Below are 26,117 nucleotides of genomic sequence, written 5' to 3' on the forward strand. Positions count from 1 at the left end.
CGCGAAGGGATCAGCGCCGCAGGAGCGTGACGTCGGCGGCCCGGACGAACGCGAACCGGTGGCCGAACTGGACCTGGTAGTAGACCGTGCCACCGGTGATCAGCCGGTGCTTGGAGGTGTCGAAGGTGACGGCCCGCAGATAGGAGCCGCGGCGGACCAGGCCGACGCTGTAGCGCTGACCGGCCGGCATGACGTACTGCAGCGGGGTGAGCTTCTGCGGGCTGAGCCCCCGGTAGGCCCCGGGCTCGGGGTAGGCCCTGCCGTACAGCTTCACCGCCGACAGGCCGGGCCGGGGCGTCACCAGCGGCCCGGAGGCGCGCACGGCGGTGCGCGCGCCCTTCGGGTCGTGGAACCAGGCCTTCTGACCGAGATACCAGATCGCGGTCCAGGCGCCCCGGCGGTCGGCCACGGCGTAGCGCTGGCCCGTCGAGGCGCGCGCGGCGTGGTCCTGCACGCCGTAGCTGGAGCGGCCCCCGGGATGCTTGCCGACGTCCCTGACCAGCGGGGCGGTGGCGGAGGGCCGGGTGTGCAGCCACACCGAGGACGAGCCCCGCGAGGGGCACGCGCCCCCGCAACCGGTGAAGCGCTGCCGGTGGGCGGCGAACCTCGGCAGGATCATCACCGAGCGCGAGCTCTGCCCGCCCGAGCGGGCCACCCGGGCCAGCGGGCTGCCGAGCAGCTCGAAGTAGTGCGCCCAGTCCCAGAACGGTCCCGGGTCGTTGTGCATGCCGCGCACCGACGAGCGGGTGGGGCCGGGCACGTTGTCGTGGCCGACGATGTGCGCCCGGTCCAGCGGCACGCCGTACTTGCCGGCCAGGTACCTGACCAGCTTCGCCGAGGCGCGGTACATCGCCTCGGTGTACCAGGAGCCGCCCCTGGCCAGATAACCCTCGTGCTCCAGCCCGATGGAGCGGGAGTTGACGTCCCAGTTGCCGGCGTGCCAGCCGATGTCCTGGCCGCGCAGGTGCTGGGCGATGCGGCCGTCGCCGGAGCGCAGCGTGAAGTGCCAGCTCAGGTAGGTCGGGTTGCGCACCGAATTGATCATCGAGCGGTAGCTGCTCTCGCCGTCGTGGATGACGATGTAGTCGATCTTCCGCGGCACCTGGAGGCGGTCGTGATTGCCGTAGTGGCCCTTCTTCTTGAGCCGCTTGTACGGCGAGGGCAGCCACACGCAGGAGACCGAGGCCGGGCAGTCGGGCCCGGCGGCAGCGGCGGCCCCGGCCGCCCGGCGCGTGCCCAGCCGCTCGGGCGAGCCGGCCGGCGGGTTCACCGACGGGTCGGACCGCAGGACCACCCGCTCTCCCCCGTCGGTGACCCGCGCGGCGCCGGTGCGGATCGTCGCGTAGACCTCGTCGGCGAAGACGGCCGCCGCCCCGGCGTCGTCCGAGCCCGCGTAACGGGCCACCGCCCCGTACCAGCGGGCCGGGTCGTCGTCCGCGGGCCCGCCGGTCCGCCGCTGGTACTCGGCCAGGAGCGCGGCGCCGCCCCGGACGTTGGCGGCGGGGTCCTCGCGCAGCCGGTCGGCGGGGACGCCGGTCAGCCGGGACGCCAGGCCCAGGGTGTCCTCCAGCGGCTCGGGCGCGGCGGGCGCCGGGGCGGAGGGCCTCATCGGCCGCGTCTCGTCGCCGCGCGGGTCCTCCTCGCCGTCGTGGTGGCCACCGGCTTCCGGCGGTACGGCGAGCCGCCCGTCGACCAGGTGCATCGGGCCGTAACCTCCGGAGACGCTGGGCAACCCGTCGTTGCCGTCCCAGCGGGACTCCAGGTAGGAGACCGCGAGCAGCACGCTCTGCGGCACGCCGTAGTCCTCGGCGGCTCGGGCGAAGGCGGCCTGCAGGCCGTCGGGAGGGTCCTCCCGGAGGGCGGCGTTCCCCGGAGCCATGGGGATCATAACGGCGAGAGCGGCAAGAGCTGCGGTACCTGACAGACGTCGCATAGTAGTTCCTCCCGCACCAATGACTACCCTTGGTCGCTATCGGTTACCTAGAGTCACGGTTGTGTTTGAGCGGGAAGGGAAGTGGTCAATCCCTGCCCGAATCCGGGCAGGGAACTTGGAGAACGGCGAGACGAATGCATAGTGTCCAGATCTGTGTCCATGACCTGGCAACAGCACGAGGACCTGATCGCCCACCTGACCCGGACGAGCTCGCTCCGCCCGGGTGAGGCCGCGCGGGTGGTGGCCGACGTGCTGGCGTACTTCTCGGAGCCCGTGGAGGAGTTCGTCCGGCGGCGTCACGCCGAGCTGCGGGGCAGGGGACTGGCCAACGACGAGATCTTCCCTCGGATCGCCGCCGAACTCCCGGGCCGGAGGGTGGCGGCGCCCGAGCTCTCCCTGCGCCAGCTGCGCAGGATCGTCTACGGGTAGCAGTCGGAACAGATGAACGGGCAGCAACGGGTAAGTCTGCGGATGTGCCGTCGACAGCGAAGGAATAGCTGAATGTGTGGAATCGTGGCCTATGTCGGGCCGAAGGACGCGGCGCCGATCCTGCTGGAGGGCCTGCAGCGCCTGGAGTACCGGGGCTATGACTCGGCCGGTGTGGTCGTCGTCAACAAGGGCCTGAAGATGCGCAAGGTCAAGGGCCGGGTCGCCGACCTGGCGGCGGCCGTACCGGCGCGCTTCAAGGGCGCCACCGGCATCGGCCACACCCGCTGGGCCACCCACGGCGTGCCCAGCGACGAGAACGCCCACCCGCACCTGTCGAACGACGAGCGCATCGCGGTCGTGCACAACGGCGTCATCGAGAACGCCGACGAGCTGCGCGCCAAGCTGGAGGCCGACGGCGCGGTCTTCCTGTCCGAGACCGACACCGAGGTGCTGGCCCACCTGGTCGCCCGGACCGTCAAGGAGTCCGACTCGCTGGAGGAGGCCGTGCGGACCGCGCTCAAGCGGGTCGTCGGCACCTACGGCATCGCGGTCATCGACGCCGAACGCCCCGGCGAGATCGTCGTGGCCCGCAACGGCAGCCCGATCGTGCTGGGCATCGGCGAGCGGGAGATGTTCGCCGCCTCCGACGTGGCCGCGCTGGTCCGCTACACCCGCCAGGTGGTGCACCTGGAGGACGGCGAGCTCGCGGTGCTGAAGGCCGACGGCTTCCACACCTTCGCCAGCGACGCCCGGGAGACCGCCAAGGAGCCGCTGACCGTCGACTGGGAGACCGCGAACTACGACACCGGCGGCTACGAGCACTATCTGCTCAAGGAGATCTCCGAGCAGCCCGAGACCGTCGCCCGCACCCTGCGCGGCCGCCTCGACGAGCGTTTCAACGTCGCCCACCTGGGCGGCCTCAACATGGACGCCCGGGAGATCAGGTCCTTCCGCCGCGTGAAGATCATCGGCTGCGGCTCGGCCTACTACTCCGGCCAGATCGGCGCGCAGCTCATCGAGGAGCTGGCCCGCGTCCCGGCCGACGCCGAGCCGGCCAGCGAGTTCCGCTACCGCAACCCCGTCGTGGAGCCCGACACCCTGTACGTGGCCATCAGCCAGTCGGGGGAGACCTACGACACCCTCGCCGCCGTCCAGGAGCTCAAGCGCAAGGGCGGCCGGGTGCTGGGCATCGTCAACACCGTCGGCAGCGCGATCGCCCGCGAGTGCGACGGCGGCGTCTACCTGCACGCCGGCCCCGAGGTCTCGGTCGCCAGCACCAAGGCGTTCACCTCCACCGCCGTGGCCTTCGCGCTGCTGGCCCTGCACATGGGCCGGGTGCGCGACCTGTCCCCGTCCGACGGCCGCCGCATCTGCGAGGGGCTGCGCCGCCTGCCCGACCAGATCAAGGAGATCCTCGCGCTGGAGCCGGAGATCAAGGGGCTCGCGCAGAAGTACGCCTCCGCGCCGAGCATGATGTTCATCGGGCGGGTCCGCGGCTATCCGGTGGCCCGCGAGGGCGCGCAGAAGCTCAAGGAGATCTCCTACGTGCACGCCGAGGCCTACCCGGCCAGCGAGCTCAAGCACGGGCCGCTGGCGCTGATCGGCCCCGAGATGCCGACCGTGGCGATCGTCCCCGACGACGAGCTGCTGGACAAGAACCTCACCGCGCTGGGCGAGATCCGCGCCCGCGGCGGCCAGGTGATCATGATCGGGCACCGGGTGGCCGACCCCAAGCTGGCCGAGGACTGCCTGGTGGTGCCCAAGAACGAGGTCGAGCTGGACCCGATCCTGCTGGGCATCCCGCTGCAGCTGTTCGCCTACCACGCCGCGGTGGCCCTGGAGCGCGACGTCGACAAGCCGCGCAACCTGGCCAAGAGCGTCACCGTGGAGTGATCCGGAGCGCCCTCCCCCATCCGGTCCGTGTCACAGAGTGGCGTTCATGTAACCTTCTGTGAAGGACCTCGGGGGAGGGCGCCGATGCATCGCAGACGGTTCTTCACGCTCGGTGCGCTGATGCTGGCCGCCGCGGCCGGATGCGGCCGGGACGAGGCCCCCGGTCCGGTGACGGGCCGGCTGTCCTTCATCACGCCCGCGGCGCGCGGGGAGCGGTGGGACCGCACCGCCCGCGCCCTGGCCTCGGTCGTCACCGCCGAGAGGCTCGCCGCCGCGGCCGGGGTCGGCAACCAGCCGGGCGAGACCGTCGTGAGCCTGCTCGACGCCTTCGCCGTCCCCTCCCCTCCTTCCACGCCGTTCGCCCGGGAGGGCAGGCTGCTGGTGGCCGGGATGTCGACGGTCACCGGGGCCGAGATGTCGGGCGGCGTCAGCGTGGTGGAGTCCGCGACCCCGCTGGCCCGGCTGGTCGGCGACTGGGCGGCGCTGGTGGTCGCCGAAGGCTCGCCCCTGCGCTCCTTCGAGGACCTGGCCGCCGCGCTCCGCCGCGACCCGGCCGGGCCCGCCGTCGGCGGCCGCGAGGTGGGCGGTTCCGACCACGTCCTGTACGGCATGATCGGCCAGTGCCTCGGGGTGGACGTCCGGCTGCTCGACTACGTCGGCTACCTCGACTCCGCCGACGCCCTCGAAGCCCTGCACGGCGGACGGCTGGCCGCGCTCCTGGGGCCGGCCCGGTCCTTCTCCGGCGACGTCGCCGCGGGCCGCCTGCGCCCGCTGGCGGTCTCGGCCGCCGACCGGATCGACGGGATCGACGCGCCGACCCTGCTGGAGCTGGAGATCCGGCTGGAGTACAGCGACTGGTGCGGGGTGCTGGGCCCCCGGCGGATGAGCGAGGCGGACGACGAGGCCGCCGTCGCGCTGTGCGACCGCGTCGACGCCTCCCCGCGGTGGCGGACGCTGTGCGCGGAGCAGGGCTGGGACCGCTTCTACCTGAGCGGCGGCGACTTCCGCCAGTGGCTGGCCACCGAGACCAGGCGCACCCGGGAGGTGCTCTACGACCTCGGCTTGCTGAGCGCCTCCGACACAAGGTGTGGGGCTGCTTGCGTTGAGAGCCACTAGATGTAGGATCCTTCCTCGTTGCTGGTTCGCCCCGGGAGGGGCGAGGCAAGAGGGAACCCGGTGCGAGTCCGGGACTGCCCCGCAGCGGTGAACGGGAACGACCGCCGTCAGTAGAGCACTGGGGAGACCTGGGAAGCGACGGCCAGTAGGAACGCGTGTGACGCCCGTGAGTCCGAAGACCTGCCGGTGACGTGATCAGTCCAGGGCCTCGAGGGAGGGCCCGCGGACGACGGCGGTCCCGGCGTGCCCGTGAACCGCCCTCTGCCGTGTGCCCGTCCCGCGAAGCCGTACGCATGGGGACGCGAGGGGTAGCACGTGACACAGACCCGGTTCGAAACAGCCGAGAGCGCGGCCGGTACGGCGGATGTGACAGCCGGTACGGCGGCCGGGGCGGCCGGCCGCAGGCTGGCGATCGAGGAGGCCGCCGCCCGGGTGATCGCCGACCCGGAGAACTCCCGGCTCGCCGCCCGGCTGCTGGCCGGGCTGATCGCCGACGAGGCGGCCGGGCACGGCGTGCGCACCTTCTCGGAGTCGGTGGCCGCCACCCACGCGGCCGGGCTGGTCGCCGACCGGCTCGCCGCGTTCGTCGCCGCCCACGCCGCGGAGCTGGACGCGCTGATCACCGAGGAGACCGCGTTCGAGTACTTCGGCCTGCGCACCGTCTACGACCGCTACCTGCTGCGCCACCCCGAGACCCGCAAGGTCCTGGAGCGCCCGCAGCACTTCTTCCTCCGGGTGGCCTGCGGCCTGTCGGAGACCGTCGCCGAGGCGGCCGAGCTGTACGGCCTCATGGCGAGCCTGTCCTATCTGCCCAGCTCGCCGACCCTGTTCAACTCCGGCGCCCGCCGCCCGCAGCTGTCGTCGTGCTTCCTGCTCGACTCGCCGCGCGACGAGCTGGAGGCGATCTACGAGCGCTATGGTCAGGTCGCGCGGCTGTCGAAGTACGCCGGGGGGATCGGCGTCTCCTGGACCCGGGTGCGCTCCCGGGGTTCGCTGATCCGGGGCACCAACGGCCACTCCAACGGCATCGTGCCGTGGCTGCGCACCCTGGACTCCAGCGTCGCCGCGGTCAACCAGGGCGGCCGCCGCAAGGGCGCGGCCTGCGTCTACCTGGAGACCTGGCACGCCGACATCGAGGAGTTCCTGGAACTGCGCGACAACACCGGCGAGGACGCCCGCCGCACCCACAACCTCAACCTGGCCAACTGGGTGCCGGACGAGTTCATGCGCCGGGTCGAGGCCGACGCGATGTGGTCGCTGTTCGACCCCAAGCAGGTCCCCTACCTCACCGACCTGTACGGCCCCGCCTTCGACGAGGCCTACCGGGCCGCCGAGGCCGACGGCGCGGCCGTCCGGCGGATCCCGGCCCGGACCCTCTACGGCCGGATGATGCGCACCCTGGCCCAGACCGGCAACGGCTGGATGACCTTCAAGGACGCGGCCAACCGGACCTCCAACCAGACGGCCCGCCCGGAGAACGTCATCCACCTGTCCAACCTCTGCACCGAGATCCTGGAGGTCACCGGCGACGCCGAGACCGCGGTGTGCAACCTCGGCTCGGTCAACCTCGCCGCCCACCTGGACGGCGGGGACGGCCTGGACTGGGAGCGGCTGCGCCGTACCGTCCGAACCGCCGTGCGCTTCCTGGACCGCACCATCGACCTGGGCTTCTATCCCACCCCCGAGGCCGAGACCGCCAACCGGCGGTGGCGGCCGATCGGGCTGGGCGTGATGGGCCTGGCGGACGTGTTCTTCGCGCTGCGGCTGCCGTTCGACTCATCCGGGGCGCTGGCGCTGTCCACCCGGATCGCCGAGGAGATCGCGCTGGCCGCCTACGACACCTCGGCCGATCTGGCCGTGGAGCGGGGCCGTCACCCCTCCTACGACGACACCCGGGCCGCCGGCGGCGTGCTCCACCCCGACCACTACGGCGCCGCGACCTCCCCGGAGTGGGCCGCGCTCCGGGCGAAGATCGCCGAGACGGGGCTGCGCAACTCGCTGATGATCGCCATCGCGCCGACCGCCACGATCGCCTCCATCGCGGGCTGCTACGAGTGCATCGAGCCCCAGGTCTCCAACATCTTCAAGCGCGAGACCCTGTCGGGGGAGTTCCTGCAGGTCAACCGCTATCTCGTCCGCGATCTCCAGGAACGCGGACTGTGGACCCCGGCGGTCCGCGACGCGATCAAGCGGGCGGACGGCTCGGTCCAGGACATCCCCGAGATCCCGGACGACCTGAAGGTCCTGTACCGGACCGCGTGGGAGCTGCCGCAGAAGGCGCTGATCGACCTGGCCGCCGCGCGCACGCCGTACATCGACCAGTCGCAGTCGCTGAACCTCTTCATGGCCACGCCGACCATCGGCAAGCTCTCCTCGATGTACGCCTACGCCTGGAAGTCCGGCCTGAAGACCACCTACTACCTGCGCTCGCGGCCCGCCACCCGGATCGCCCAGACCACCGTGGCCCAGCCCGTCACCGCCGTGCCCGCGGCCGACCCGGACGCCGTCGCGTGCTCGCTGGAGAACCCGGAGTACTGCGACGCCTGCCAGTAGGCGCCTGACGACAAGACCCGCCCGCACGACTCCCCGAGAGGCACTCCCTGATGTTGCTGGACCCCGGCATGGACCTGACCCTGCGGCCCATGCGCTATCCGGACTTCTACGAGCGCTACCGCGCCGCCATCCGCAACACCTGGACGGTGGAGGAGGTCGACCTCCACTCCGACCTGGCGGACCTGGCGCGGATGACCCCCCAGGAGCGGCACCTGATCAACCGCCTCGTGGCGTTCTTCGCGACCGGCGACTCGATCGTGGCCAACAACCTGGTGCTCAACCTCTACCAGCACGTCAACGCACCCGAGGCGCGGCTGTACCTCAGCCGGCAGCTGTTCGAGGAGGCCGTGCACGTGCAGTTCTACCTGACCCTGCTGGACACCTACCTGCCCGACCACGACGAGCGCGTCAAGGCCTTCGCCGCGGTCGAGCACATCCCCTCCATCCGGGACAAGGCCGAGTTCTGCTTCCGCTGGATCGACTCGCTCGGCGGGCTGGAGCGGCTGGAGACGAAGGAGGACCGGCGGGCCTTCCTGCTCAACCTGATCTGCTTCGCCGCCTGCATCGAGGGATTGTTCTTCTACGGCGCCTTCGCCTACGTCTACTGGTTCCGCTCGCGCGGCCTGCTCGGCGGCCTGGCCACCGGGACGAACTGGGTCTTCCGCGACGAGTCCATGCACATGGAGTTCGCCTTCAGCGTGGTGGACACCGTCCGGGCCGAGGAGCCCGAGTTGTTCGACGACAAGCTCGGCGAGCAGGTGACGCGGATGCTGGAGGAGGCCGTCGCGGCCGAGCTCGCCTTCGCCGCCGACCTGTGCGGCGAGGGGATGCCCGGGATGGGCGCGGAGCAGATGCGGCGGTACCTGGAGTACGTGGCCGACCAGCGGCTGGCCCGGCTGGGCCTGCCCGTACGGTACGGCACCGCCAACCCCTTCGCGTTCATGGAGTTCCAGGACGTGCAGGAGCTGGCCAACTTCTTCGAGCGGAGGGTTTCGGCCTATCAGGTGGCCGTTGAGGGAAATGTCACTTTCGACGAGAGTTTCTGAATAGCCGGTTTCGTACCGGGCAACCCCCTCTGGTCGACGACGAGGAGAGGAGGCCCTGCCCGGTGTCGGAATGGATCATTCTGCTGCTGTCCGTGCTCGCGGCCGTCGCGGCCGTGGAACTGGTGCGAAGGCTGCTGTGCTCGCGGCTGGTGGGAGAGCGGTCGGTCCTGGCCGGCCCGCTGGTGCAGCGCTGCACCTGGCCCAGCTTCGCCACCGCCATCGTGGCGGCCGTCTACACGGTCTACGAGCCCGGGATGACCGACGGCTCGGCCAACCAGGCGATCCAGCGGGCCATCAGCATCGCGATGATCGCCTCCGTCACATGGCTGGTGATCCAGGCCGCCTACGCGGTCACCGACGTCGTGCTCGACCGGCTGGTCACCGTCGAGGGCGAGCGCAACCGGCGGGCCCGGCGCATCCGCACCCAGATCGCGCTGGTCCGCCGGGTCGCCGCGGCGGTGATCATCGTGGTGGCGCTGGGCGCGATGCTCTTCAGCTTCCCCCAGGTGCGCGCGCTCGGCGCGGGCCTGCTGGCCTCGGCGGGCATCGCCGGCGTGGTGGCCGGCATCGCGGCGCAGTCCACCCTGGGCAACATGCTGGCCGGGCTGCAGCTGGCCTTCAGCGACGCGATCCGGCTGGACGACGTGGTCGTGGTGCAGGACGAGTGGGGCCGGATAGAGGAGCTGACCCTCACCTACGTGGTCCTGCGGCTGTGGGACGAGCGGCGGCTGGTCCTGCCCGTCTCCTACTTCACCACCAACGCCTTCGAGAACTGGACCCGGCACGGCAGCCGCGTGATCGGCACGGTGATGCTGCGGGTGGACTGGTCGGTCCCGGTGGAGGAACTGCGCACCGAGCTCTATCACGCCCTGCGCGAGAACCCGCTCTGGGACCAGAAGGACTGGGTCCTGCAGGTCACCGACACCCTCCCCAACGGCCTGCTGGAGGTCCGCGCGCTGATGAGCGCCGCCGACTCCGCCAGCGCCTTCGACCTGCGGTGCGACATGCGCGAGCACCTGGTCGGTTTCATCAGGGAGAAGTACCCGGAGTCGCTGCCCAGGCTCCGGGTGGACGTCCCCCTCTGACGGCCGCCGGCCGGGGACGTCCGGGGGTTCAGGGGGCGCTCGTGGGACGGAGCACCCGGGCGGCCCCGGCGATCAGCGCGGTGGCCAGGATCCAGCCGGAGACGACCAGCGTCCAGGCCAGCCACTGCGTCCACCCGACCGGCTCCCAGGCGCCGCGCTGCTCGAAGACGCTCACCGGGACCAGCAGGTCCAGCGTGTAGACGAAGGCGCTGAAGTGCCGGACCTCGTCGGGGTCGATCTGCGCCGGAGGGACGGCGGAGAAGACGGCCGTGCCCGCGACCAGCAGCACCGCCGCCCAGAGACCGGCCATCCAGGGGCGGTAGCCGTACCCGACGGCGGCGTCCAGCAGGCGCCCCCACAGCCGGCCGGTCGGCCGGAGCGTGGCGCGGTGCTCGCGCTGCTTGGCCAGCAGCACCCGGCGGGCGTCCGGCTCGTGACCGATCCGCCGGTACCAGGCGGCCAGCTGCTCGTACGGCTGCGGCCGGTAGCCGCCCGGGTCCCGGCAGAGCCACGAGAGCCGCCCGGCCACGGTCCAGGACCCGCGCAGCGCCTCGTAGGTCAGCCCGTTCAGGTGCACGTGGTCGGGGTAGGCCGCCAGCCCGTCCATCAGCACGCCGATCCGCGAGTAGCTGAGGTTGATCTCGCCCTCGATCGCCGCCGGTTTGAGGATCAGCTCGTCCACCTGCATGTGGCTCAGGTGCAGGGACCGGTCGGGCGCCTTCAGCACCGCCCGGTCGAAGGAGAGCACGCCGTTGATCCGCGCCCCGCGCAGCCGTACGGTGCCCGCCGCGGTGAACCCGTCGCTGAACTCGGCGGCCGAGGACTCCAGGAAGTCGGCGTAGACGGCGTACACCTTGGCGGCGGCCGGGTCGGCGGTGGACTCGACGGCCGGGTCGGCAGCAGATCCGGCGGTGGACTCGACGGCCGGGTCGGCAGTGGATCCGGTGGCCGGTTCGGCAGTGGATCCGGTGGCCGGTTCGGTGGCGGATCCCGTGACCCGTTCGACGGCGGGGAGGCCGGCGGGGCCGGTGGCGGTGATCGACGCCTCCTGCAGGTAGAGGCCGCCGTGGAACTTCGCGCCCACCATGCGCAGCCCGCCGGTGGCGCGCAGGCGCCGCAGGAACGCCCCGCCGTCCACCGTCAGCCCGCCCGCCCACAGCGCCCACTGGTACCGGTCGTGGCCCCGGCGCCGGACCTCCTCCTCGGTGAACGGATGCGTGATGTCCTGCGGAGGGCCGGCCTCCGGCGCCCGGTTCCCCCCTGCGGGAGGGGCCAGGTGCGTCCCGGCCAGCCGGAACTGGCCGGTGATGTGCGCGTTGTCCAGCCGGAGGCCGCCGACGGCGGAGCCGTCGAACTCCAGCAGCCCGTCGACGGTGCTGCGCGCCCCGCGGACCCGGCCCATCGCGCAGCCGCGGAAGCGCATGCCGCGGGTGGTCGCGTCGGTGAAGTCGACGGTGTCGGGGATGACGCAGTTCAGGAGGTGGAGCTTGACCGTGACGGTGGCGTCGGACAGGTCCAGCGGGCCGGTGACCCGCGCGCCCGCCAGCCGTACGCCCGGGGTCGTGCCCGGCTCGGCCTCCCGCGCGCCGAGCAGCAGCGCGGTCAGGACCTCCGCCCGGACCGTGCGCTCCGGGCCCCAGGCCGCCCCGTTCGCCGGGTCGTCGACCGCGGGGTCGCCGGTCCGCAGGTCCACCCACGCACCCGTCGGGTAGGCCTCCCACAGCAGCCGCTCGGCCGGGTTGAGCCGCCGGGGCCGCCGGTCGGGCCTCGTCCCGCGCGAGGCGGGGGACAGGGGGGAGGGGAAGGGGGGCACGGGGATCTCCTGACCTTTCCGGCCCTGCGCCGCGCGGGCCGGGCCGCACCGGCTCCCGGCGGGGCCCGGATCATGATCGCAGAAGCGGGCCGGGAGAATCTATGCCGTGCAGATCTCCGACGGTTTCGCGCTGTCCATCGACGACCACGTCGCCACCTTGCGGATCGACCGCCAGGAAAAGCGCAACGCGATGAGCGCGGGCATGTGGCGGGCACTGCCGGGCATCCTGGCGCCGCTGGCGCAGGACCCGGCCGTGCGGGTGCTCGTGCTCGCCGGGGCGGGCGGCACCTTCTGCGCCGGGGCCGACATCTCGGAGATCGCCGGCCTCGCCGAGAACGGCGACGGCACCGGGGCCACGGTCACCGCAGAACGGGCGCTGACCGAGTTCCCCAAGCCGGTGATCGCGATGATCGAGGGCTTCTGCGTGGGCGGCGGCTGCCAGCTCGCCCTGGCCTGCGACCTGCGCATCGCCGCGCAGGACGCCCGGTTCGCCATCACCCCGGCCAAGCTCGGCATCGTCTACCCGCTGTCGTCCACCCGCCGCCTGGTCGAACACGTCGGCCCGTCGGCCGCCAAGCTCCTGCTCTACTCCGCCGACCAGATCGACGCCGGTCACGCCCTGCGCATCGGCCTGGTGGACGAGGTCCTGCCGCCCGAGGCCCTGGCGGAGCGGGTGTACGGCCTGGCCCGCACCATGGCCTCGCGATCCCAGCTCACCCTGGCCGCCAGCAAGGAGGTCGTGGACGGCCGGGCCGATGAGGCCCGCTTCCGGGAGTGGCAGAAGGAGTCGGCCACCGAACTGGCCGAGGGCGTCGCCGCCTTCCTCGAACGCCGCCCCCCGCATTTCCGATGGACCCGATAATTCATTCAAATTCGACCGGATCGGATATCCGGTATCAATATCGGGCGGTAGCTCTAAGATCTTTCCTCTTCGCGGAAGAAACGCCATCCACGAGGAATGGAATCCTCGCCCGCTTTCCGCCCGGACGCATGTTCTGTTCAGTGTTTCCCCAGATGGTGGCCGGTCTTCCGCCAAGATTCCCCGTGCGAGGATCAACCCCCTGCCCCTCCTCGCCGGCGGGCTTCGGCTACGCTGTCGACACGTTCGGAGGAAAGCCCATGCTCACGCTCGAAGAGCGGGTAACGCACCTGGAAGAGGGATTCATGGAACTGAGCTCCCGATGCGCCCGGCGGGCAGCGGACCGCGCCGCCGAGGCGGTGGGTCCCGCCTACGAGAAGATCGGGGAGATCCACGACCGCCTCGTCCGCGTCGAGGAGACGGTCCTCGATATCAAGATCGATATCGGTGCGCTGAAGGCCCAGATGGCGGCCTTCGGAGGCCGGATGGACCAGATGGACACCCGGATGGATCAGATGGACACCCGGATGGACCAGATGAACACCCGGATGGATCAGATGGACACCCGGATGGACCAGATGAACACCCGGATGGACCAGATGAACACCCGGATGGACCGGATGGACACCCGGATGGGCCGGATGGAGAGCCAGATCGACGGGCTGAGCGGCCGGGTGGACGCGCTGGCCAAGTCCAACGCGGCGATGTTCCAGGCGATCCTGGAGCGGCTGCCCGAGAAGACGCCGGCGCCGTAGGACAACCCGCAGCGTGCGGAGACGCGCCTCCGAAGGGTGCGTGAGCCGTATCTTCCGACGGTCCTAACGCTGCCGAGGCCCGGCTCTTGGGAACATCAGGGACCGGGCCTCAGCCTTTTCGCGGGCGAGTCGCTCTCGCCGGTTTTCCGGACCCCGACGCGGGCGGTGCGTGTGAGGTGGTCGGCCGGGTATCGCCTCCCCGCCGTTCTCCCCGTTCTCCCCGTTCTCCCCGTTCCCGCTGTACGGCGAGGCGCCGTACCTGCTCCATGTGGCCTACGCGGCCCCGCGCTTCCTCGCCCCCGCCCGGGGTGACTGACTCGGTCACCGGCGGTCGTCGCCGCACAACCGATGTCGGACTGCTGTGTGTCAGGCAGATCTTTACCTTCGCCCGGTAAAAACACCCCAAATCGGCATATATCTTCTCTTGGTCTGTTCTAGTCGGGAGCTCAGAGGCTCCTGCTCACCCTCACCGTATTCGCCCGTCCGGCGCCGCATCCGGTCCCGATGCTGACCGCTACGAGGAGTGTCACCGTGCGCGCGCACCTGACCACCATCATGCTCGCCGTCGCCCTGGCGGCGGGCATGCTCATGACAGCGCCACCGGCGGTGGCGGCCACCGGCCCGGTCATCGAATCAGGGCCCGGCGTATCGACCGCGCCCGAGCCCGTACCCGGCCCCACCACCGAATCACCGGGCGTGAACGAGCCTTCCGCGGAAGCACCGCCCGCGACCTCTCCGGCGGGCACACCGGCACCGGCCGATCCCGCGTCGACTCCGCCTGCTGCGGCGCCATCCGCGGAGCCGTCCACCACCGCACCGGCTTCGACGCCTGAGACGCCGGCCGTCGTCGAGCCGACCGCGGTGCCGTCGGCCTCGCCCACACCGCAGACGTTGTCCCTGGGTACTCCTTATGCCTCCCCCAAGCAGGTGGTCTCCGGACAGAAGATCCAGATCAACGCCCAGGTGACCACCAGCGACCTCGATCAGGTTCGCGGAGTGGACGTCACCTTCGACGGCGCCACCACGGCGATGCAGGCGACGAGGATCTTCCGCGGGGATGGCCATCACAGCGCCCTGTACGTCGCGGAGGTGACGGCACCGCAGGTGCCCGCACCCGCACGGCTGAAGGCCGTCGTCAGAGCGACTCCCTCGGTCGGAGCGGTGCACTCGAGCCTCACATGGCTGCAGGTGAACCCGGCCGATGAGGCCGCGGTCCCGGAGATCAAAGTGCTGTGGGTGGAAACCCGCATCGACGGCGGCCGTTCCACCCCCGTCGTCGTGCAGGCCCTCAGCCGCAGCCGGGCGGGCATCGACCGGGTCACGTTCACCGCCGGAGACGACAGTGCCCCGGTGGTGCTGACCCGGACCGAAGGCGACGCCCACCTCGGCACCTACCGTGCCATGTCTCCGATCGCGGAGACCTCCTCCACCACGACCATTCGGGGCGACGTCACAGTGCACGACACCAACGGTCACAGCACGACGGACAGCCGCTCGATCACGGTGCTGCCGCTCGTTGCTCCAACGATCACAGCGATTTCCCATCCGCCGGTCGTCGTGCCCGGGCAGACGGTCACGATGACCGTACGCGGCTTCAGCCGCAGCGCCTGGGGGTACGGAAATCTCACCGTCTCCTTCCCGGGCCTTCCCCCGGTGGTGTCCGGGACGGAAAAACTATCCGACAGTCCACTGGGGCGTCCCTTCGGCTCCACCGTCGAGGTGACGATTCCGCCGCAGACCGCCGTCGGCGGCAAGACGGTCACCTTCACCGTCACCGACTCCAACGGTTTGACCGCCACCGTCACGAGGCGGCTCACCGTCGCCCACGCCGAGGTGGTCGCCGTGAACAAGCCCGCTGCGGTGGTCGTCTCCACAGCAGCGGTGAAGGTTCCGCTGCAGTTGGTCGTGCGCGGCCAGGTGCGCCTCGTTCTCGTGCACTGCGCACGGTCCGGGTTCGGCGTTCTGTCCTCCCTTTTCGCCCAGTCGACCGAGCATGCCTGGAAAACCACCCTGGTCGTCCCCCGATCGGCTCCGGTCGGCGTGCTGCCGTGCACCCTGTATCTGGATGGAGACGACTGGACCCAGATCGCGGCCGTGGCGTTGACGGTGAAGCGGGCCACCCGGATCACCGGCTTCAACGCCGGTCCCGAACCCGTCGGCAAGGGGCGAAGCCTCACCCTGCGGGGCGCCCTGCAAGAGCTCGCCACGGGGACGGGGCCGGCCGGGCATCGGGTGACGATCTCCTTCAGGAAGGCCGGCACCAAGGTCTATCTCCCCGTGGCTTCGGCGATCACCACGAGCAAGGGCGCCTTCGCCCGCACCGTCACCGCCGCCGCCGCCGACGGCTACTGGCAGGTGCGTTACGCCGGGAGCGCCACTCACACTGCCAGCCCCGCGTACGCCGACTACGTTGACGTACACCAGGGCCGCTGATCTGGAGCCGAGGACGTGTCCGTGACGGGCGACGATCAGCAGGCCAGGGCGCTGGATGATCAGGCCGGGGTCGTGGTCGAAGACGGCCATCAGCACGTGGCGCTCATCAAGTGTGGGCGTGGCCAGCGCCCAGGTGATGGACAGCCCGGCCGGGGTGCCCACCAGATGAAGGCGCAGCCCCCAAAACCAGCGCGAATGCGAGCGGCAGTAGCCATAACCGGCCCAGCCGGGCGGGGCGGCCCGGGGCGCGCAGCCAGTCGTCGATCGTGACGTACAGTGCGATCGCAAAGGGTGTTGAGGTCAGTTGTACAAACCGATCCTCGAGACCCTTCGTCACGTGCGCCCTGACCACGCGGACAGGCTCACCTACCGTCAGGCGCAGCCCGGGTGGGCAACACCCGGCCCACCACGGACGCGCGCCACGGGTGGGCCTATCCGGCTGGTACGCATCGCCGTACCCGCTGTCTCAGGGCCTCTAGCGGTCGATGACCTCGTTCTTGCCGATGACCACGATGCCGCCCTTGGTCACGGCGAAGCGGCTGCGGTCGTGTTCGAGGTCGAAGCCGATCCGGGCGCCGTCCGGGATGACCACGTTCTTGTCGATGATGGCCTTGCGCACGATCGCGCCGCGGCCGACCTTCACCGAGTCCATCAGCACCGAGTCCTCGACCGTGGAGTGGGAGTGCAGCACCACGCCGGGGGAGAGGATGGACCGCTCGGCGAGGCCGCCGGAGACGATCACGCCGGGGGAGACCAGTGAGTCGATCGCGCGGCCGACCCGGTCGCCGGTGTTGTGCACGAACTTGGCCGGGGGGAGCGGGGGGTGGCCGGTGTAGATCGGCCAGCGGTCGTTGTAGAGGTTGAAGACCGGGTGCGCCGAGATGAGGTCCATGTGGGCCTCGTAGTAGGCGTCCAGGGTCCCCACGTCGCGCCAGTAGCCCCGGTCGCGCTCGGTGGAGCCGGGCACGACGTTGTCGGCGAAGTCGTAGACCTCCGCGCTGCCCGCCTTGACCATCATCGGGATGATGTTCCCGCCGAGGTCGTGCTTGCTGGTGGGGTCGAGCGCGTCCTCGCGGAGCGCGTCGATCATCGCCTGGGTCTTGAAGACGTAGTTGCCCATCGAGGCGTAGACCTGGTCGGGCGCGTCCGGCAGGCCCACGGCGTCCTTGGGCTTCTCCCTGAAGGCCACGATCCGCCGGCCGGCCGGGTCGGTCTCGATCACGCCGAACTGGTCGGCCAGCGACAGCGGCTGCCGGATGGCCGCCACCGTCACCTCCGCGCCGGAGTCGATGTGCTGCTCCACCATCTGCCGGGGGTCCATCCGGTAGATGTGGTCGGCGCCGAACACGATGACGTGCTCGGGCATCTCGTCGTAGACCAGGTTCAGGTTCTGGAAAAGCGCGTCGGCCGATCCGGAGAACCAGTGCGGCCCCAGCCGCTGCTGCGCGGGCACGGGCGTGACGTAGTTGCCCAGCATCGCCGACAGCCGCCAGGTGCTGGAGATGTGCCGGTCGAGGCTGTGGTTCTTGTACTGCGTCAGCACGACGATCTTCAGGTAGTGACCGTTGGCGAGATTCGACAGCACGAAGTCGATCAGCCGGTAGATCCCCCCGAACGGTACTGCGGGTTTGGCCCGGTCCGCCGTCAGCGGCATCAGCCGCTTACCTTCACCACCGGCGAGCACGATCGCGAGGACTCTCATGCCAGGACCTTAACCCGCCGGAGAGCCCTGAAACACGCCCGAGACCCCTTAAACACTAAGCTGCGCACATGCGCGTCGATCTGCTGAGCCGTGAATATCCGCCCGAGGTCTACGGTGGAGCGGGGGTGCATGTCGAATACCTCGCCGCGGAGCTGAGACGGCTGGCCGACGCCCGCGTCCGCTGCTTCGGGGCGCCGCGATCGGAGTCCGGAGTCGAGGCCTACCGGGTGCCGGGCGGGCTGGAGACGGCCAACGCCGCGCTCCAGGTGCTCGGCGTGGATCTGGAGATGGCCGCCGGGTGCGAGGGCGCCGACCTGGTGCACAGCCACACCTGGTACGCCAATTTCGCCGGGCACGTGGCCAAGATGCTGTACGGCACGCCGCACGTGGTCACCACGCACAGCCTGGAACCGCTGCGGCCGTGGAAGGCCGAGCAGCTGGGCGGCGGATACACGCTCTCGTCGTGGGCCGAGCGGACCGCCCTGGCGAGCGCGGACGCGATCATCGCGGTGTCCGAGGGGATGCGGCGCGACGTGCTCGCCTGTTATCCGGAGATCCCCGCCGAGCGGGTCTCGGTGATCCACAACGGCATCGACACGCAGGAGTACGCCCCCGACCGGGGCACCGACGTGCTGAAGAAGCACGGCATCGACGAGCGCAGGCCGTACGTCGTCTTCGTGGGCCGGATCACCCGCCAGAAGGGGTTGGTCCACCTCCTGCACGCCGCGCGGGACTTCCTGCCCGAGGCCCAGCTCGTGCTCTGCGCCGGCGCGCCCGACACGCCCGAGATCGCCGAGGAGGTGACCTCGCTGGTACGGGGCCTGGACCGGGACGGCGTCATCTGGATCTCGGAGATGCTCCCGCGCCCCGAGGTGATCCAGATCCTCACCCACGCCACCGTGTTCGTCTGCCCCTCGGTCTACGAGCCGATGGGCATCGTGAACCTGGAGGCCATGGCCTGCGAGACCGCCGTGGTGGCCACCGCCACCGGCGGCATCCCCGAGGTTGTGGCCGACGGCGAGACCGGCCTGCTGGTCCCCATCGCCCAGAGCGCCTCCGACGGCACCCCGGACGACCCGGACCGCTTCGCCGCCGACATCGCCGAGCGGGTCAACCGGCTGCTGGCCGACCCGGAGCTGGCCGCGGGGATGGGCAGGGCCGGTCGGGTCCGGGCCGTGGAGCACTTCTCCTGGGCGCGGATCGCCGAGCGCACGATGGAGCTCTACCGGACCGTCGGGGCGGCCCGGTAGAGGGGCGGGGCCGCGCTCACTCCCCGGCTGCCCGCAGGAGGATCTGCGCCAGTTCGCGCGGCCGGGAGAACATCGGCCAGTGGCCGGTGTCCATCTCGGCCAGCCGCCAGTGCCCGCCGGTCAGCAGCTCGGCCACGTCGTGGCCGAGCTCGTCTCCGGTGAGCAGGCATCGGACGTACGTCGCCGGGAGCTCGTCGAGCGGCCGTGCCAGCACGGCGGGCTCGGTCAGCGTGGCGCCGGGGTGCGGCGTCGAGCCGGCCAGGATCCGTGCGATCTGCTCGTCGGTGAGGCCGTGGCCGTCGTAGTGGGCCGCGGACGCGAGCGGCCAGAACCCTCCGTTCTCGGCGATCGACGCCTTCACCGCCGTCCCGCCGTCCGGCCAGGCGGCGACGAACGCCTCACCGTCGGCCGGAACGCTGGAATCGACGAAGACCACGTGGGCCAGCCGGTCGCCGATCCGCTCCGCGGCCTGACCGACCGGGATGCCCGAGTAGCTGTGACCCACCAGGACGACGTCGCGCAGATCCCGCCCTTCGACCTCGTCGACGATGTCCCGGACGTGGGTCTGCTGCCCGGCCGGCACGCCCCGCTTGTCGGCGAGACCGGACAGCGTCAACGGGTGGGCGCCGTGGCCGGCCGCGCGTAGATCCGGCACCACCTCGTCCCACGCCCACGCCCCGAGCCGTGCGCCTGCGACCAGTACGAAATTCGCCATGGCCGCACCGTAACGGAGCAGCCCGACAACCGAAGAGCCGGGCAGGTGCCCGCCCGGCCGCGGGTAGGCGTCTTTCAGTCCTCGGCCAGCACGCTTCCGTAGGCGCGGGCCGCCAGGTCGGCGATGAGCCCGTGGGCGCCGAGCGGGTCGGCGAATTCGGCGCCGATCTCCGCGGCCACCGAGGCCGCCAGCGCCGGGTCGGCCTCGGGGCCGATCAGGCAGGGGGACAGGGCGATCCGCTGGGCGCCGATGCCGCGCAGCCGCTGGGCCGCGTCGGCGACGGTGGGCGTGCCGTCCAGGGAGGCGACCAGGACGGGCAGGGTCAGGCGCGAGGCCAGCAGCACGGCGGTCGGCTGGGCCTCGACCACGGCGTTCTCGCCGCCGGTCGTGGCCAGGATGACCGCGTCCACCGGGCTGGAGATGTTGAGCAGCCGCATCCGGTCGGCCCGGGCCAGGCCCCTGTCCGCCAGCCGGATGTGCAGGGCCTCCGCCAGCAGCGGGTGCGGGCCGAGCGAGGCGGTGACCGTCACGTTCACCCCGCTCTCCGCGACCGCCTTGGCGATGAGCCGGTCGGCGACGGGATGCGGGCCGGTCAGCAGCGGTACCACGATGGCGGCCACGCCGTCCGCCGGCCTGGTGCGGGCGGCGGCTTCCAGCGCGGAGGTCAGCTCCTTGGCGTCCTCACCGAGGCCGGCCAGGCAGACCTCGATCTGCGGGTTGTCCACGCGCACCATGGCGGCGAGCTCGGCGGCGACGCCCGCGGCGTCGCCGGGTACGGCCAGTACCAGGGCGGGCGCCTCGGGCGGGAGCTGGGAGGGCACGGGCCTGCGGTGCCGGCCGGAGGGCCGGACGGCGCGCCCGCGCACGGGGAGGCTGGAACTCTCACTCACACGCGCGAACTCTAGGGCCATTTCGCCCGCTTCGTTGTCAGAAATGGCAGCAATTCCGTCACAACCCGCTGACACACCGACGAACACGGTCCTCATCGATCACTTCCGCGCGGGTTCAGACGTCCCGGTCGCCCTCCCACTCGTCCTCCAGGGCGGAGTGGACGACGGAGTCGCGCCAGGAGCCGCGGGCGCGCACGTGATGGCGGATCCTGCCCTCCTCGACCATGCCGGCGACGAGCATCGCCAGCTGGGCGGCGGTGTTGGCGGGGGAGCGGGCGCCCCAGATGCGGTGCAGGCGCAGGTGCTTGAAGCCGAACACCAGCAGCAGCCGGATCAGGTCGGTGCCGATGCCCCGCCCCCAGTGGTCGGGACGCAGCCCGAGGCCGATCTCCGCGCTGTGCGGGTGGTCGGCCTCGATGTGCAGCCGGGCGACGCCGATCACCTCGCCGCTCTCCCGGTCGGTCACCGCCAGGACGTAGAGCCGCCGGGGGTCCGCTCCGGCGGCCGCGATCGCCTCGGCGACGATGTCCACGACCTCCTCGCGGGTGCGCGGGTCGAACGGCAGGTGCTCGGTGGCCGCCGGGTCTCCGTAGACGGCGTGCAACGCGTCGGCGTCGGCGATCGTCACTTCCCTCAGTCCGAGTCTCTTGCCGGAGAAAACAACATCGCGCATGCGGAGACGCTAACGCCTCGGGAGTCACAGTGCCAGGCGTCTTTCCGGTCTGTAGCTATCGGGGGATAAGGATCGGGCCGCGGGTGACGGGGAACGGCCGTCCCCGCTGCCCGCGGCCCCTTTTCCCGTGACGGGACTCAGGTCTCGCGGGGGACGGCCCCGGTCGGCGTCTCCCGTCCGCCGGTGAACTCCGCCTCCCGGATGCGGGGGGCCAGCGCCAGCCCGACCGCGGTGACCGCCAGCGCCGCCACCACGTACAGGGAGACGGCCAGGGCGGTGCCGAACGTCTCGAACAGCTGCAGGGCGATGATCGGGGCGAGCGCCCCGCCGAAGATCCCGGCCACCTGGTAGCCCATCGAGGCGCCGCTGTAGCGCAGCCGGGTGCTGAACAGCTCGGCGATGAACGCCGCCTGCGGGCCGTACATCGCGGCGTGGCAGGCCAGCGCCACGATCATGGCCAGCGCGATCACCGGGAAGGAGCCCGTCTCCAGCAGCGGGAAGAAGGCGAACACCCAGACCGCCGCGGCGATCACCCCGCCCAGGTAGACCGGTCTGCGCCCCACCCGGTCCGACAGCGCGCCGAACATCGGGATGAGGAAGAGCTGCACCGCCGAGCCGATCAGCACCGCGTTCAGGGCCACGCTCCGGTCCAGTCCGAGGGTGTCGCTGACATAGGAGAGGCTGTAGGTGACGAAGGTGTAGAAGGCGACGTCCACGCCGATGCGCGCCAGGAAGGCCGAGCCCAGCTCGCGCGGGTGGGTGCGCAGCACCTCCACCAGCGGCATCTTCGCCTTCCTGCCGCTCTGCTCGACCTCGGCGAACAGCGGGGACTCCACGATCCGCAGCCGGATCCACAGGCCGACGACCACCAGTACGCCCGACAGCAGGAAGGGCACCCGCCAGCCCCAGCTCAGGAACGCCTCCTCCGGCAGCGCCGCGGACATCACCCCGAGCACCCCGGCCGCCAGCAGGTTGCCCGCGGGCACGCCGACCTGCGGCCAGCTGGCGTTGAACCCGCGCCGCCGGGGGCTGCCGTGCTCGATGGACATCAGGACGGCCCCGCCCCACTCGCCGCCCAGGCCCAGGCCCTGCACGAAGCGCAGGAGGACCAGCAGCAGCGGCGCGGCGACGCCGATCGTGGCGTAGCCGGGCACCAGGCCGATGAGGAAGGTCGACATCCCCATCAGCAGCAGGGTCGCCACCAGCACGTTCTTACGGCCGACGCGGTCGCCGAAGTGACCGGCCACGATGCCGCCCAGCGGTCTGGCGACGAACCCGACGGCGTAGGTCAGGAACGCCAGCAGCGTCCCGGTCAGCGGTTCGAAGGTGGGGAAGAAGAGCTTGCCGAAGACCAGGGCGGCGGCCGAGCCGTACAGGAAGAAGTCGTACCACTCCAGTGAGGTGCCGATCAGGCCGGCCACGATGACCCGCCTGGTCTGGGAGCCTGCCATCGCACTCGCTCCTTACATGGGGGACTGTCCTTCAACATAAGGATCGTTGAACAATTCGACAATAGGCATGTTCGATGATTCTGTGATGCCGTGGACAACGCCGTCGCCGAACTCGAGCACGACCGTGACCGCCTCGGCCGCAGCAGCACCGCCGAGCGGGTCGCCGACATCCTGCGCGACCGGATCGCCGAGGGGCTCTTCACCCCGGGGCAGCGCCTGTCGGAGGAGGCGATCGGCGCGGCTCTCGGCGTCTCCCGCAACACTCTGCGCGAGGCCTTCCGGCTGCTCGGCCACGAGCGCCTGCTGGAGCACCGGCTCAACCGCGGGGTGTTCGTGCGCGTGCTGTCGGCCGAGGACGTGGCCGACCTCTACCGGGTGCGCCGGGTGATCGAGGGCGCCGCCGTACGGCACAGCCGCGACGCCTCACCCGCCGCGTTCGCCGCGATCCGGGACGCCGTCGCCGAGGCGGACCGGGCCGCGCGGGAGGACCGCTGGCAGGACGTGGGCACCGCCAACATCCGCTTCCACCAGAACCTGGCCGCGCTCAACGGCAGCCCCCGCCTGAACGAGACCATGCGCCAGCTCCTGGCCGAGCTGCGCCTGGTGTTCCACGTGATGGACAACCCCCGGGCCTTCCACGAGCCGTTCGTGCCGCGCAACCGCGAGCTGCTGGAGCTGCTGGAGTCCGGCCGCGCCGAGGAGGCCGGGCGGGCCCTGGAGGCCTATCTCGGCGACGCCGAGAAGCTGCTCGTGCAGGCTTACACGCCCCGCGCGTGAGGGGGCGGCCGGGCGTGCGGGGATAGGGACGGCAGGGAGCGCGCGAGGCGCACGTGTCTTATTCGTGACCACGGCGGGGTGAGTGACAATGGGCGGATGACCCCGTCCGTCCCTTCCATCCGCGTCATCGCCGGTCCCGGGCTGGTGGCCGACCTCCGGCTGCTCACCGAGGTCGCCGACCGGGAGTTCACCGCCCTGGGCGTGCACGGGACGGTCTCGTCCGTCTCAGGGGTCTCCGCGCTGCGCGAGGCGCTGGCCTCGTCCGAGACTCTGGTCGTCCTTCCCGGTCCCAGTCCCGAGGCCCGGGCCCTCATCCCCGCCCATCCCCGGGCCGTCTGGCTCGACCTCGGCAGGCTCGGCCCCGCCGCGGGACCGTATGAGCCCGGAGAGGGCGCCACGGCCCCGCGCCCCGCCCACCTGCACGGCCGGGGGGTGTGGGGACTGGCCTGGGCGATCCGCCACGCCGTGCACCGGCTGCGCCGGCCCGCCCGCAGGGTCGCCTACGGCCCGCACCCCGACCAGTGGGCCGAGGTACGGCTCCCGCCGGAGCCCGGGCGGGCGGAGGCGGAGAAGGACCCGGCGCAGACGCCGCGGGCGGACGGGGACGCGGTTCCCGGGGCGGTCCCGACGGCGGTCGTGCTGCACGGCGGCTACTGGCGGTCGGTCTGGGCCGCGGACCTGATGGACGCCCTCTGCGCCGACCTGGCCGAGCGCGGCTTCGCGTCCTGGAACCTGGAGTACCGCCGGCCCGATCTGCACGGGTGGGCCGCGACGACCGGGGACGTGGCGGCGGGGGTCGCCCTGGCCGCCGACGGCGCGCGGGGTCCCGTCATCGTGATCGGCCACTCGGCCGGCGGTCAGCTCGCCCTGCGCGCCGCGGCCGACGACCAGCGGGTCTGCCTGGCCGTCTCCCTGGCCGGGGTGCTCGACCTGGTCGAGGGCGAGCGCAGGCACCTGGGCGCGGGCGCGGTCGCGGCCGCCCTGGGGGGATCGGCCGCCGAGGTGCCGGCCCTCTACGCCCGCTCCAGCCCGATGGAGCGCCTCCCGCTGAAGGTGCGCCAGCTCATCGTCCAGGGCGGCGGGGACGACCTCGACCTGGTCGACCTGGGCCGCCGGTACGCGCGCGCCGCCCAGGCGGCCGGTGACGAGGTGACATACCTGGAGATGTCAGGCAGCCATTTCGACGTCATCGATCCCGCCTCGCCGATCTGGCGCGCGACGGCCGGGGCCATCGCCGAGTACAGACTGTGACGGCCGCCGTGCTAGTGGCCGTGACGGTCGCCGCGGGGGCCGTGCTCGGCGGCGGTGAGCGGACGCCACGGCACGGGACTGGACAGCACCATCATGCTCGACGGATGCCCGTACGGCGCCAGCCTGTCGATCAGCTCCTCGAACGCGGTCATCGACGCCGCCGCCACCCGTAGCAGGCAGCAGGTCTCCCCGGTCACCCGGTGCACCTCCAGAATCTCCGGCCAGGCCAGCGCCTGCTCGTCGCGGAGCACGCAGCGCGGGCCGTAGCACGACATCCTGATCAGCGCCGCCACGCCGCGCCCGGCCAGCGCCGGGTCCACCCGCGCGTGGTATCCGACGATCACCCCGGCCTCCTCCAGCCGCCGCACCCGCTCGGCCACCGCCGGGGCCGACAGATGCACCCGCCGGGAGAGCTCGCTGTAGGACAGGCGCGCGTCGGCCTGCAGCTCGGCGAGCAGTGCCCAGTCCATCGCGTCCATCGTCACACTCCGTCATTCCGTAACCGTCGGGGCCTGCGGGCTTAACGAACCCAAGGTCATCAGCAAAATCACCTTTGTTGCATTATTTCCGCATGGGTCAATCAGGGCCAGTATGGAAGGGGACAAAGGAGAGGCAAGTGAGCAATATCCGGCAGCGCACCGAACGGGAGCGGGCCGAACGGGAGCGGGCCGAACGGGCCAGGGCCAACCAAGGCCTGCCCACCCTCGGGTTCGACTCCGCCACGCCGTACGACGACTACGTGGGCACGGCCACCCTGCACCGGCTCCAGCACACCGTCACCGACAGCCCGGAAGAGCTCGCGTTCCTGGTCACCACCCAGGTGATGGAGCTCTACTTCGGCCTGCTGAAGTCGGAGTGGCAACTGGCCCAGCGGCAGCTCGACGATGACGACGCCACCGCCGCGATCACGACGATCAAGCGCACGGTCCGGCACTTCGAGGCCCTCAACGCCGCGTGGGCGTCGCTGAGCTGGCTGACCCCCGCGCAGTTCAACCAGTTCCGCGACGCGCTCGGCGAGGCGTCGGGCTTCCAGTCGGCCTCCTACCGCCACGTGGAGTTCCTGCTCGGCAACAAGTCCGAGGCGCTCACCCGCCCGCACCGCCGCAACGCCGAGGCCTACGCCGAGCTGGTGGAGGCGCTGTCGCGGCCGAGCCTGTACGACTCGGTGCTGGCCTTCCTGGCCCGCGCCGGCCACGCGGTGCCGCGGGAGGTCCTCGAACGGGACTTCTCGGCCGAGTACCAGCCCGACTCCCGGGTGGAGGCGGTCTGGGTGCAGGTGTACGGCGGGCCGCTCGCGCCGCTGGCCGAGGCGCTCACCGACCTGGCCGAGCAGTTCTCCGACTGGCGCTACCGGCACCTGATGGCGGTGCGCCGCTCCATGGGCGCCAAGCCGGGCTCGGGCGGGTCCAGCGGGCTGAGCTGGCTGGAGCGGAGCATGCGACGCGAGATCTTCCCCGAACTCTGGACGGCACGCACACTCATGTGAGGTGGCA

At 71.5% G+C, this 26,117-nt stretch carries 21 protein-coding genes, 1 pseudogene and 1 riboswitch; of the genes and pseudogenes, 13 read left to right on the plus strand and 9 right to left on the minus strand.

Annotation, left to right across the window (positions count from 1 at the left end; genetic code table 11):
• Window positions 1-10 precede the first annotated feature (10 nt).
• On the minus strand, window positions 11-1,879 hold the full coding sequence (locus tag Pta02_RS06985) for a peptidoglycan recognition protein family protein (protein WP_239129769.1): 1,869 nt from the start codon (window positions 1,877-1,879) through the stop codon (window positions 11-13).
• Between the two features lie 213 nt (window positions 1,880-2,092).
• Between Pta02_RS06985 and Pta02_RS06990 the strand changes: the two genes are divergently transcribed.
• The 6 genes from Pta02_RS06990 (at window position 2,093) to Pta02_RS07015 (ending at window position 10,055) form a co-directional block, all read left to right on the plus strand.
• Window positions 2,093-2,362 carry a hypothetical protein gene (locus Pta02_RS06990; protein ID WP_203873864.1) on the plus strand — a complete coding sequence of 90 codons (270 nt, stop codon included), beginning with the start codon at window positions 2,093-2,095 and terminating at the stop codon, window positions 2,360-2,362.
• Between the two features lie 72 nt (window positions 2,363-2,434).
• Window positions 2,435-4,255, plus strand: a complete 1,821-nt coding sequence (gene glmS, locus Pta02_RS06995; RefSeq protein ID WP_203873865.1) for a glutamine--fructose-6-phosphate transaminase (isomerizing) — start codon at window positions 2,435-2,437, stop codon at window positions 4,253-4,255.
• An 84-nt stretch (window positions 4,256-4,339) separates the two neighbouring features.
• Window positions 4,340-5,371: a Bug family tripartite tricarboxylate transporter substrate binding protein gene (locus Pta02_RS07000; RefSeq protein WP_203873866.1), complete on the plus strand. Its 1,032-nt coding sequence runs from the start codon at window positions 4,340-4,342 to the stop codon at window positions 5,369-5,371.
• A 5-nt stretch (window positions 5,372-5,376) separates the two neighbouring features.
• Window positions 5,377-5,573, plus strand: a riboswitch (cobalamin riboswitch).
• Between the two features lie 113 nt (window positions 5,574-5,686).
• The gene (locus Pta02_RS07005; protein ID WP_239129777.1) at window positions 5,687-7,924 is read left to right on the plus strand and encodes a ribonucleoside-diphosphate reductase subunit alpha; all 2,238 of its coding nucleotides are present in this window, start codon (window positions 5,687-5,689) and stop codon (window positions 7,922-7,924) included.
• A 50-nt stretch (window positions 7,925-7,974) separates the two neighbouring features.
• The gene (locus Pta02_RS07010) at window positions 7,975-8,970 is read left to right on the plus strand and encodes a ribonucleotide-diphosphate reductase subunit beta (RefSeq protein WP_203873867.1); all 996 of its coding nucleotides are present in this window, start codon (window positions 7,975-7,977) and stop codon (window positions 8,968-8,970) included.
• Between the two features lie 62 nt (window positions 8,971-9,032).
• On the plus strand, window positions 9,033-10,055 hold the full coding sequence (locus Pta02_RS07015; RefSeq protein WP_203873868.1) for a mechanosensitive ion channel family protein: 1,023 nt from the start codon (window positions 9,033-9,035) through the stop codon (window positions 10,053-10,055).
• 28 nt (window positions 10,056-10,083) lie between these two features.
• On the opposite strand, the gene Pta02_RS07020 is transcribed toward Pta02_RS07015, so the two are convergent.
• Entirely contained in the window at window positions 10,084-11,868 is a 1,785-nt protein-coding gene (locus Pta02_RS07020) for a pentapeptide repeat-containing protein (protein WP_203873869.1), read from the minus strand.
• A 106-nt stretch (window positions 11,869-11,974) separates the two neighbouring features.
• On the opposite strand from Pta02_RS07020, the gene Pta02_RS07025 reads away from it, so the two are divergent.
• From Pta02_RS07025 to Pta02_RS07035, 3 genes are all read left to right on the plus strand, one after another.
• The gene (locus tag Pta02_RS07025) at window positions 11,975-12,730 is read left to right on the plus strand and encodes an enoyl-CoA hydratase/isomerase family protein (protein ID WP_307837452.1); all 756 of its coding nucleotides are present in this window, start codon (window positions 11,975-11,977) and stop codon (window positions 12,728-12,730) included.
• 257 nt (window positions 12,731-12,987) lie between these two features.
• Window positions 12,988-13,482, plus strand: a complete 495-nt coding sequence (locus tag Pta02_RS07030) for a hypothetical protein (protein WP_203873870.1) — start codon at window positions 12,988-12,990, stop codon at window positions 13,480-13,482.
• A 531-nt stretch (window positions 13,483-14,013) separates the two neighbouring features.
• On the plus strand, window positions 14,014-15,915 hold the full coding sequence (locus Pta02_RS07035; RefSeq protein WP_203873871.1) for a hypothetical protein: 1,902 nt from the start codon (window positions 14,014-14,016) through the stop codon (window positions 15,913-15,915).
• A gap of 12 nt (window positions 15,916-15,927) precedes the next feature.
• On the opposite strand, the pseudogene Pta02_RS42450 reads toward Pta02_RS07035, so the two are convergent.
• Both Pta02_RS42450 and glgC read right to left on the minus strand, forming a co-directional pair.
• A pseudogene (locus Pta02_RS42450) lies at window positions 15,928-16,158 on the minus strand (IS982 family transposase); the annotation flags it as partial.
• A gap of 232 nt (window positions 16,159-16,390) precedes the next feature.
• Entirely contained in the window at window positions 16,391-17,617 is a 1,227-nt protein-coding gene (glgC, locus tag Pta02_RS07040) for a glucose-1-phosphate adenylyltransferase (RefSeq protein WP_203873872.1), read from the minus strand.
• A 68-nt stretch (window positions 17,618-17,685) separates the two neighbouring features.
• On the opposite strand from glgC, the gene glgA reads away from it, so the two are divergent.
• Window positions 17,686-18,867: a glycogen synthase gene (glgA, locus tag Pta02_RS07045; protein WP_203873873.1), complete on the plus strand. Its 1,182-nt coding sequence runs from the start codon at window positions 17,686-17,688 to the stop codon at window positions 18,865-18,867.
• Between the two features lie 16 nt (window positions 18,868-18,883).
• Here the strand turns inward: glgA and Pta02_RS07050 are convergent, their stop codons facing one another.
• From Pta02_RS07050 to Pta02_RS07065, 4 genes are all read right to left on the minus strand, one after another.
• The gene (locus Pta02_RS07050) at window positions 18,884-19,582 is read right to left on the minus strand and encodes an alpha/beta fold hydrolase (protein WP_239129779.1); all 699 of its coding nucleotides are present in this window, start codon (window positions 19,580-19,582) and stop codon (window positions 18,884-18,886) included.
• Between the two features lie 74 nt (window positions 19,583-19,656).
• Entirely contained in the window at window positions 19,657-20,472 is an 816-nt protein-coding gene (locus Pta02_RS07055; RefSeq protein ID WP_239129782.1) for a sirohydrochlorin chelatase, read from the minus strand.
• Between the two features lie 115 nt (window positions 20,473-20,587).
• Entirely contained in the window at window positions 20,588-21,145 is a 558-nt protein-coding gene (locus Pta02_RS07060) for a GNAT family N-acetyltransferase (protein WP_203873875.1), read from the minus strand.
• 137 nt (window positions 21,146-21,282) lie between these two features.
• The gene (locus tag Pta02_RS07065; protein ID WP_203873876.1) at window positions 21,283-22,596 is read right to left on the minus strand and encodes an MFS transporter; all 1,314 of its coding nucleotides are present in this window, start codon (window positions 22,594-22,596) and stop codon (window positions 21,283-21,285) included.
• 90 nt (window positions 22,597-22,686) lie between these two features.
• Here Pta02_RS07065 and Pta02_RS07070 point away from each other — a divergent pair, with 90 nt between their 5' ends.
• On the plus strand, window positions 22,687-23,373 hold the full coding sequence (locus Pta02_RS07070; protein WP_203873877.1) for a GntR family transcriptional regulator: 687 nt from the start codon (window positions 22,687-22,689) through the stop codon (window positions 23,371-23,373).
• 96 nt (window positions 23,374-23,469) lie between these two features.
• The gene (locus Pta02_RS07075) at window positions 23,470-24,624 is read left to right on the plus strand and encodes an alpha/beta hydrolase (protein ID WP_203873878.1); all 1,155 of its coding nucleotides are present in this window, start codon (window positions 23,470-23,472) and stop codon (window positions 24,622-24,624) included.
• A gap of 11 nt (window positions 24,625-24,635) precedes the next feature.
• Here Pta02_RS07075 and Pta02_RS07080 read toward each other — a convergent pair whose 3' ends face one another.
• Complete coding sequence (locus Pta02_RS07080; RefSeq protein ID WP_203873879.1) at window positions 24,636-25,103, minus strand: Lrp/AsnC family transcriptional regulator; 468 nt, start codon at window positions 25,101-25,103, stop codon at window positions 24,636-24,638.
• Between the two features lie 137 nt (window positions 25,104-25,240).
• Between Pta02_RS07080 and Pta02_RS07085 the strand changes: the two genes are divergently transcribed.
• The gene (locus Pta02_RS07085; RefSeq protein ID WP_239129785.1) at window positions 25,241-26,110 is read left to right on the plus strand and encodes a tryptophan 2,3-dioxygenase; all 870 of its coding nucleotides are present in this window, start codon (window positions 25,241-25,243) and stop codon (window positions 26,108-26,110) included.
• Window positions 26,111-26,117: the final 7 nt, after the last annotated feature.

The organism is Paraplanobispora takensis (assembly GCF_016863195.1).
In the GTDB taxonomy this organism is placed as follows: Bacteria; Actinomycetota; Actinomycetes; order Streptosporangiales; family Streptosporangiaceae; genus Planobispora; species Planobispora takensis.